The organism is Collinsella sp. CLA-JM-H32 (assembly GCF_040098165.1).
Lineage (GTDB): Bacteria > Actinomycetota > Coriobacteriia > Coriobacteriales > Coriobacteriaceae > Collinsella.
This window is the reverse complement of sequence record NZ_JBBNMZ010000010.1, coordinates 101,111-108,951: the sequence shown is the minus strand read 5'-3', so window position 1 is coordinate 108,951 and position 7,841 is coordinate 101,111. Positions and strand designations below refer to the sequence as shown.

At 58.9% G+C, this 7,841-nt stretch carries 6 protein-coding genes and 1 rRNA gene; 4 read left to right on the top strand and 3 right to left on the bottom strand.

Annotated features, from left to right (window positions below; translation table 11 throughout):
* From rrf to uvrB, 4 genes are all read left to right on the top strand, one after another.
* Positions 1-107: ribosomal RNA gene (rrf, locus tag AAA021_RS07615) — 5S ribosomal RNA — on the top strand; the annotation flags it as partial.
* Positions 108-300: 193 nt separating this feature from the next.
* Positions 301-942, top strand: a complete 642-nt coding sequence (gene coaE / locus AAA021_RS07610; protein ID WP_349088705.1) for a dephospho-CoA kinase — start codon at positions 301-303, stop codon at positions 940-942.
* The gene (locus tag AAA021_RS07605; RefSeq protein ID WP_349088703.1) at positions 935-1,516 is read left to right on the top strand and encodes a lytic transglycosylase domain-containing protein; all 582 of its coding nucleotides are present in this window, start codon (positions 935-937) and stop codon (positions 1,514-1,516) included. The genes coaE and AAA021_RS07605 overlap by 8 nt, the downstream gene beginning before the upstream one ends.
* A 51-nt stretch (positions 1,517-1,567) precedes the next feature.
* Positions 1,568-3,808 carry an excinuclease ABC subunit UvrB gene (gene uvrB / locus AAA021_RS07600; protein WP_349088701.1) on the top strand — a complete coding sequence of 747 codons (2,241 nt, stop codon included), beginning with the start codon at positions 1,568-1,570 and terminating at the stop codon, positions 3,806-3,808.
* Positions 3,809-3,873: 65 nt separating this feature from the next.
* Here uvrB and AAA021_RS07595 read toward each other — a convergent pair whose 3' ends face one another.
* The 3 genes from AAA021_RS07595 to AAA021_RS07585 form a co-directional block, all read right to left on the bottom strand.
* Entirely contained in the window at positions 3,874-5,514 is a 1,641-nt protein-coding gene (locus tag AAA021_RS07595) for an FAD-dependent protein (RefSeq protein WP_349088699.1), read from the bottom strand.
* A gap of 79 nt (positions 5,515-5,593) precedes the next feature.
* A complete protein-coding gene (locus tag AAA021_RS07590) occupies positions 5,594-6,865 on the bottom strand; it encodes an NAD(P)/FAD-dependent oxidoreductase (RefSeq protein WP_349088698.1) in 1,272 nt (423 codons plus the stop codon).
* Positions 6,866-7,696 carry an Mrp/NBP35 family ATP-binding protein gene (locus tag AAA021_RS07585; protein WP_349088696.1) on the bottom strand — a complete coding sequence of 277 codons (831 nt, stop codon included), beginning with the start codon at positions 7,694-7,696 and terminating at the stop codon, positions 6,866-6,868.
* Positions 7,697-7,841 lie beyond the last annotated feature (145 nt).

Below are 7,841 nucleotides of genomic sequence, written 5' to 3'. Positions count from 1 at the left end.
CAGAGCATGGGGGGCACGCCCGGTCCCGTTCCGAACCCGGAAGCTAAGCCCCATCGCGCCGAGAGTACTGCGGGGTCAGCCCGTGGGAGGCCAGGGCGCCGCTGACCGGTGGACGGCACCGAGCCGTACGCTAGAGCTGAGAAGGGGGAGGCCTCGCGGCCTCCCCCTTTTTTGCGTTTAATAGAGGGTTGTAATACACGAACTCGCCTTCGTTTAGCTTCTCTTACTGTTTGGCTGTATTTTGAGTCCTTCTTTTGTATTTGCGCGATAATAACTCCCATTGGCGTTAGGGAGGACTTGATGTTTACCGTTTTTGTCTTGGGCAATATTGCTTCGGGTAAGTCGACTGCCTGCCGCTATCTCGAATCTCATGGCGCCATGCTTATCGATCTGGATGAGCTTGCCAAATCGCTGTATGTGCCAGGCTCCGATATCGTCAATGCCCTCGCGGAAGAATTCGGTTGGGACATTCTGGACGGGGAGGGCGGCATTCGCCGCAATGTCCTCGCTGCTCGAGCTTTCGCCTCTCCTGATACAGTCGCGCGGCTCAATGGCATCGTTCATCCGGTTCTCATCGAACAGCTGTCACTGAGGATTCTTGATCCGGTTTGCTGCACGGTTTCGTCCCCCCGTTATCCCTTTGCGGTTGTCGAGGTTTCTGCCCCGACTGGTTTTGAGGATGCTTTTGGCCTGGCTGATGAAATTCTGGTTATCAGCGCTCCTTTAGCAGTTCGTCGTGAGCGTGCTATTCATCGTGGTATGGAGTCCCTTGATTTTGATGCTCGCTCTGCATGCCAACCTGATGAGGCTTCGCTTTGCAATCTCGCTACGACGGTAATCGATAATACGGCAGGCGACAATTCACTCTTTGAACAACTGGACGCATGGCTTGCGCGCCATGGCTTCGGGGATGTAGTGGATAGGGAGGAGACCGATGCCTAAGACACGTTTCTTTACGTGGTATCGCGTGGCGCCACTTGTCGTTATGCTCGTCTTCGGCCTTATTTCGCTCGTCTACTCGTATGCCCCTGCCGCCTTCTTTAAGCCTTTGTATCCGATTGACTACGAGGCGTACGTAAAGCAATCGAGCATTTCGCACAATCTTGATCCGTATCTGGTGTGTGCTGTCATAAAGTCGGAATCGAATTGGGATCCCAAGGCTGAGTCGAATCAAGGCGCTCAGGGATTGATGCAGCTGATGCCCGAGACTGCCCAGGATATGATTGCCAAGGGTCTTGTCGATGGTAGCGAGTATTCAGCCGACAACCTTAACGATCCCGCTACGAACATCGAGTTTGGCTGTGCGTACCTTTCGTATCTTCTAACGTATTTTAACGGGTCGACTGACAGCGCCATTGCCGCCTATAACGCCGGCATGGGCAATGTCGACGGATGGGCGCAGCAGAGCACGTCGCTTCATAATGCGATCACTTTTCCCGAGACGCAGGCGTATCTGATTCGTGTCAATAATGCCTGGGTCCGCTACAAGACCCTCTATCCCGATCGGTTCGTATAGGACTATGCCTGCCGCCTGCGTATACTGCAGATATATGAGTTAGGAGTATCCATGGCGGAATTTGAAGTTGAGCGTGTTGGAGGAGAGCTCAAACGTTTTGGCGTTGAGGGCTCTGAGGTGCCGTTTAGGGTCGTGTCTCCATACGAGCCCGCCGGTTCCCAGCCTAAGGCCATTGAGTCGCTTGTGCAGGGTGTGAGGGACGGAGATCGCTATCAGGTTTTGCTGGGCGTGACTGGTTCGGGCAAGACCTTCACGATGGCTAAGACTATTGAGGCCCTGGGGAAGCCGACGCTGGTCATGGCTCCCAATAAAACGCTTGCCGCTCAGCTCGCGAGCGAGCTCAAGGAATTCTTCCCTAACAACGCCGTGGTCTATTTTGTGTCGTACTACGATTACTATCAGCCCGAGGCATATGTACCGCAGAGTGATACGTATATCGAGAAAGACTCCTCGATTAACGAAGAGGTCGAGATGCTGCGCCATCAGGCGACGGCATCGCTGCTATCTCGACGCGATGTGATCGTCGTCGCATCGGTCTCGTGTATCTATGGCATTGGCTCCCCCGAGGACTATGCGGGCCTAGCTCCGAACGTCGACAAGAAGGTGCCGCTCGAGCGTGATGACTTTATCCATGCGCTTATCGATATCCAGTACGATCGCAATGACTATGATTTGGCACGTGGCACCTTCCGCGTGCGCGGCGATGTCGTCGACGTGTATCCGCCCTATGCCGAGCATCCGTTGCGGTTTGAGTTCTTTGGCGACGAGGTCGAGCTGATTGCCGAGATCGACGAGGTCACCGGCGAGATGCTGCGTGAGTACGAGGCCATTCCCGTGTGGCCGGCCTCGCACTACGTGACTGAGAAGCCTAAGGTCAAAGCGGCTCTGAAATCAATCAGCGAAGAGTGCGAGAAGCGTGTGGCCGAGCTCAAGGCGACTGATAAGCTGCTCGAGGCGCAGCGTCTGCAGCAGCGCACCGACTATGATCTCGAGATGCTCGAGACCATGGGTTTCTGTAACGGTATCGAGAACTACTCGCGTCATCTGGACGGCCGAAAACCGGGCGAGCCGCCGTTTACCCTGATCGATTACTTTCCTAAGGATATGCTCTGCATCATCGACGAGAGCCATGTAACGGTGCCGCAGATCCGCGGCATGCACGAAGGCGACCGCTCGCGTAAGGTGACGCTGGTTGAGCATGGTTTTCGTCTGCCTTCGGCACTCGATAACCGCCCGCTTCGTTTCGATGAGTTTGAGGCGAGGATTCCCCAGTTCATCTACGTTTCGGCCACGCCGGGCGACTATGAGCTGCGGGTTAGCCAGAACGACGTTGAGCAGATTATTCGTCCGACCGGTCTGCTCGACCCCAAGATCGATGTGCGTCCGGTTCGTGGGCAGATTGACGATCTTGAGGACGAGATTCGCGAGCGCGTTGCCCGCAAGGAGCGCGTGCTGGTGACTACGCTCACCAAGCGCATGGCCGAGGACCTGACCGACCATCTGCTTGATGCCGGCATTAAGGTCAACTACATGCATTCCGATACGGCGACGATGGACCGTGTCGAGATCTTGCGAACGCTGCGCGAGGGAAAGATCGATGTTCTCGTTGGCATTAACCTGCTTCGCGAGGGTCTTGACCTTCCCGAGGTCTCGCTGGTGGCAATTCTCGACGCTGACAAGGAAGGTTTCTTGCGCAACCGCCGTTCGTTGATTCAGACGATTGGCCGTGCGGCCCGTAATGCCGACGGCGAGGTCATCATGTATGCAGACGTTGTGACCGATTCGATGAAAGAAGCCATCGAGGAGACGCAGCGCCGTCGCGAGATTCAGATGGCATATAACGAAGAGCATGGCATTGTGCCCAAGACGGTCCGCAAGGCCATTAACGACATCTCGAGCTTTATTACCGAGGCCGAAAAGACTGTGGGCTCGAAGGGGCGCTCGAGAGGCGATTCGCTGGGTCACGGTGCGTTCTATACGCCCGACGAAAACGGCGAGGGCGCCGCGCCGGAGACGGTGGCGCCCGAGCAGACGCTCGCCGAGCAGCTGGAAGGGCTGCCGCATGACGAGCTCGTGCGGATCGTCGAGACCATGGAGGAAGACATGCGCAACGCTTCCGCCGCCATGGACTTTGAGGAGGCGGCGCGTCTGCGCGATGCCGTCGTTCAGATTCGGGCGATGCTTGAGGGCGCATCTGAGGACGAAACGATCGAGCGTTTGCGTTCGCAGGCTCGAAAGGGTTCTACCTTTGCTTCGGGCAGAAAACGCCAGGGTGCAAGATTCAGGAAGTAGCGAACAGGCCCCGAGTTCCCTGTGGAGCTCGGGGCCTGTGTCGTTTGGACGCGGGAGTTCGTGCATTAGAGGTCTGCTATCAGCGCCTCAGCGCAACGGATGCCGTCGGTGGCGGCACTCATGATGCCGCCGGCATATCCGGCACCCTCGCCGCAAGGGTAAAGGCCCGGAGTCGACACGGCGTGGCATGTTCGATCGCGGGTGACGGTGACCGGGGAGCTCGAACGCGTCTCCACGCCAGTGAGGACCGCATCGGGGCGGTCATAGCCACGCAGTTTCTTACCGAGCAGGGGGATTCCCAAACGAAGCGATTCGACGATATGCTGCGGGAGGGCATCGTCGATCGCCGTCCAGGTCACGCCAAGTGGATAGGTCGGTTTTACCTTTCCAGGTGCCGTGCTGGCGCGTCTAGCAAGGAAATCTCCGACGAGCTGTGCCGGCGCGTTCCAGTTGGAGCCGCCCAGGCGATAAGCGGCTCGCTCGCAGGCGCGCTGGAGCTCAATGCCTGCGAGCGGATCATCGCCGGGAAGGTCGTCAGGTGTGACGTTAACGAGTAAGGCGGCATTCGCGTTGCGCCCGTCGCGGGCATTGAGGCTGGCGCCGTTGACGCACAGATGGCCTTGCTCGGAAGAGGCCGCGACAACCTGTCCTCCGGGGCACATGCAAAACGAGAACACACTGCGGCCGTTGGGGAGATGGGCGACAAGCTTGTAGGGGGCTGCTCCGAGTGCCGGGTGCCCCGCCGAAGGGCCATATTGGGCACGGTCGATGTCGCGCTGTGGATGCTCGATGCGCACACCCATGGCAAAGGTCTTTTGCGCGAGGGCAACGTCATGTTCTTTGAGAAGCTCGAATACGTCGCGGGCGGAATGGCCGCAGGCGAGAATGAGGTGCTTTGTGGCGATTGTCTCGCTTGTGGTTTCTTGGGGCGGTTGGACATCGACGCCGGTGATGGCGCCAGATCCATCGGTTCGAATATTGACGAGCCTTGTTCGATAGCGGACGGTTCCACCGAGCTGCTCGATGCGCTGGGAAATGTTGGTGACGACGGTGGGGAGGATGTCGGAGCCAATGTGCGGCTTGGCGTCCCACAGGATGTCGCGAGGTGAGCCAGCTTCGACGAAGGTCTCAAGAATCAGCCGATGGGCAGGATTCTTGGTTCCCGTGTTGAGCTTGCCGTCCGAGAAGGTCCCTGCGCCGCCCAGGCCAAATTGGATATTGCTGTCGGGGTCGAGGATACGCTCCTTAAGAAAGAGATCAATCGCTTCCGAGCGGCGAAGCGCGGGGTCGCCGCGCTCGATGAGCAGGGGTTTAAGGCCCGCTTCGGCAAGGGTCAGGGCGGCGAAGAGACCGGCGCAACCGGCGCCGACAACGACGGGACGCCCCTTGGGTGCATTTGGGACAGGGTTGGGGAATGAAGGAGCCTCGCCGTCTACCATGCGGATGCGCGAGCGGTCGCACTCGGCGACGCGATCGACCACCTCCTGCTCGAGTCGGGAGCTTGTCAGCTCGACTCGAAAGCTCAAAATAAAATGGACATCTCGCTTTTTACGGGCGTCGATTGACTTGCGATGGAGCTCAATGGCTTTAATCTGGGAATCCTCGCATCGCAGGGCTCGTTTGACGGCGCGTCTACCAATAGCAAGGCAGGCGGTTTCGTCGCCGGCCTCATCGAGTGACGCGTGGACTTGGGTGATTTCGATCATCGAGGTCTCCTTAGATGCAAGAAAGAGGCCGCCCGGTGTCCCAGACGGCCCGAATGCGTTTTGATTATAGACTGCGCGGCTATAGGCTGCTTGCAGCGCGAATACCCGAGATCCAAGCCCATGCAAGGTTGAAACCGCCGCAATCGGCATCGATGTCGAGCGCCTCGCCACAGATGTAAAGTGGGGCGTCTGCCGCGTTGCTCACGCAGAGGTTGGGAGCTGAGACGCTCTCGATGGGCACGCCGCCGCGCGTGACCTGGGCCGAACGCTCCTCTGTCGTTCCCTCGACGAGCATCTTAAAGTGCTTGAGGATTGAGACCAGATGGATGACGTCGTACGACCCGGGGTGGCACTGTTCGAATGCGGTGCAGACAACGTGAGAGAACTGCGGGGCGAGCATGCCGTCGAGCCAGCGGGGGTCGCGGGGTGAAAAGCCGCCGAGCAACGCAACTCGCTGGCTGAGCATATCGAGCAACTCGTCTTTGGAGAGGTCGGGAAAAACGTCGAGCAGAATCGTGTCGCCGCGCTGGACGCGACGGGAGAGGTTGAAGGCAGCAACGCCTGAGATGCCAAAGGTTCGGAAGAGCACTTCGCCGTCTTCGCGCCAGAGCTCCTCGTGATTGCGGGTGAGCGTCAAACGGGCGCGGACGCGCAGGCCATCCAGTGTCTTGAGCGCAGCCTGGTCGCCGAAGACCGATGCCGACACAGGGCAGAGGACGGGTCGCTGCGGGGTGAGGGAAAGATTGAACGTCCTCGCGATGTCGGCAGGGTTGCCGCCCGTAGCGATAATTACGGCCTTTGCCTGCAGCGTCTCGTTCGTGCGAGGGGTGTCGGCGAGCGCCTTCCGAAGCGAGCGTAGTTCGGATTTTCGGTCGTCGTGCTTTTTTGCCTTGAGTGCTCGCGCGGGACGGTCTATTTGGAGTGCCCAGCCCTCGGGGGCTTTGAATGCCGAGGCGACGTTTGCTCCACAGATCAAGGTGATATCTAGGTGATTGCAAGCGTTGAGAAGCGCATCGCGCACCGATTCGGCACGAAGAGAGCGCGGATACAGCCGGCCCTCCTCGGAGGTCGTCATGATGCCCAGCGAGGAGAAGAAACTGCCGAGCTCTTGCTCGGGCTGGGGACCCATGACGGATTCGACGAATGCGGGGTGGTTGTACCGTTGGAAATCAATTGATTCGTTGGAAAGGTTGCAGCGGCCGTTGCCGGTCGCAAGGAGTTTAAGGCCGCAGGCAACATCGCGCTCAACGATGCAGGTGCTTTTGCCTGCGCGTGCGGCCGTAATGGCGGCGGCGAGACCCGAGGCCCCGCCGCCGATTACCAAGACGTCATAGGAGGCGTTTGCGTTCACTTAGGCCTCGGCGGTTTCGTGCGGGGCAATGGCCTCGACGGCAGAGACGACCTGGGGCAGCATACGTGCGGGCAGTGCGGTCTCAACCTCGCCCTTATCGCAAGCCTCGGCGAGTGCCGGATTGATGGGAAGCTGCCCTAGGATCTCGAGGTTGTAACGCTCGGCAACATCGGGGAGCTTGCTCTTGCCAAAGACCTCTATCTTCTTGCCGCAATCGGGGCACTCGATATAGCTCATGTTTTCGACGATTCCCAAAATGGGCACGTTCATCTTCTCGGCCATGTTGACCGCCTTGGCGACAATCATCGAGACCAGATCCTGCGGGCTCGTGACGATGACGATGCCATCGACGGGCAGCGACTGGAAGACCGTGAGGGCGACGTCGCCCGTTCCCGGAGGCATGTCGACCAGCAGGTAGTCGATGGGGCCCCATGAGGTTTCGCTCCAGAACTGCCTGATGGCACCCGCGATAACCGGACCGCGCCAGAGGACGGGGTCGGTTTCGTTTTGGAGCAGCAGGTTAGAGCTCATAACCTTGACGCCGTGCTCGGAGATTTCGGGCAGCATAAGGTTGCCGAGGGCATGGACGTGACGTCCGCTCATACCGAACATCTTAGGGATAGAGGGGCCGGTAATATCGGCATCGAGGACGCCGACCTTGTGATCGTGGCGGGAAAGCTCCGTGGCGATGGCGCCGGTGACGAATGACTTGCCGACGCCGCCCTTGCCGGAAAGCACGGCGATAACGCGCTTGACCTCGGACAGCGTATTCTCCTCAAATTGCGACGGCGGCGTTTGCCCGCCGGCTGCCTGTGCGTGCTCGCAACCCATGTTTGACTCCTCTGTATATGTTGGGGCCGGAGCCCCGCGGTGTGACACGAGCGTCATTGTACCCTCGTTTGCGAGCGGGAGTCATTCATGATGCGTGGCAGGCGATCGACGGTATTCGAAAGTACGGACCGAGCGTGCGGTCTGC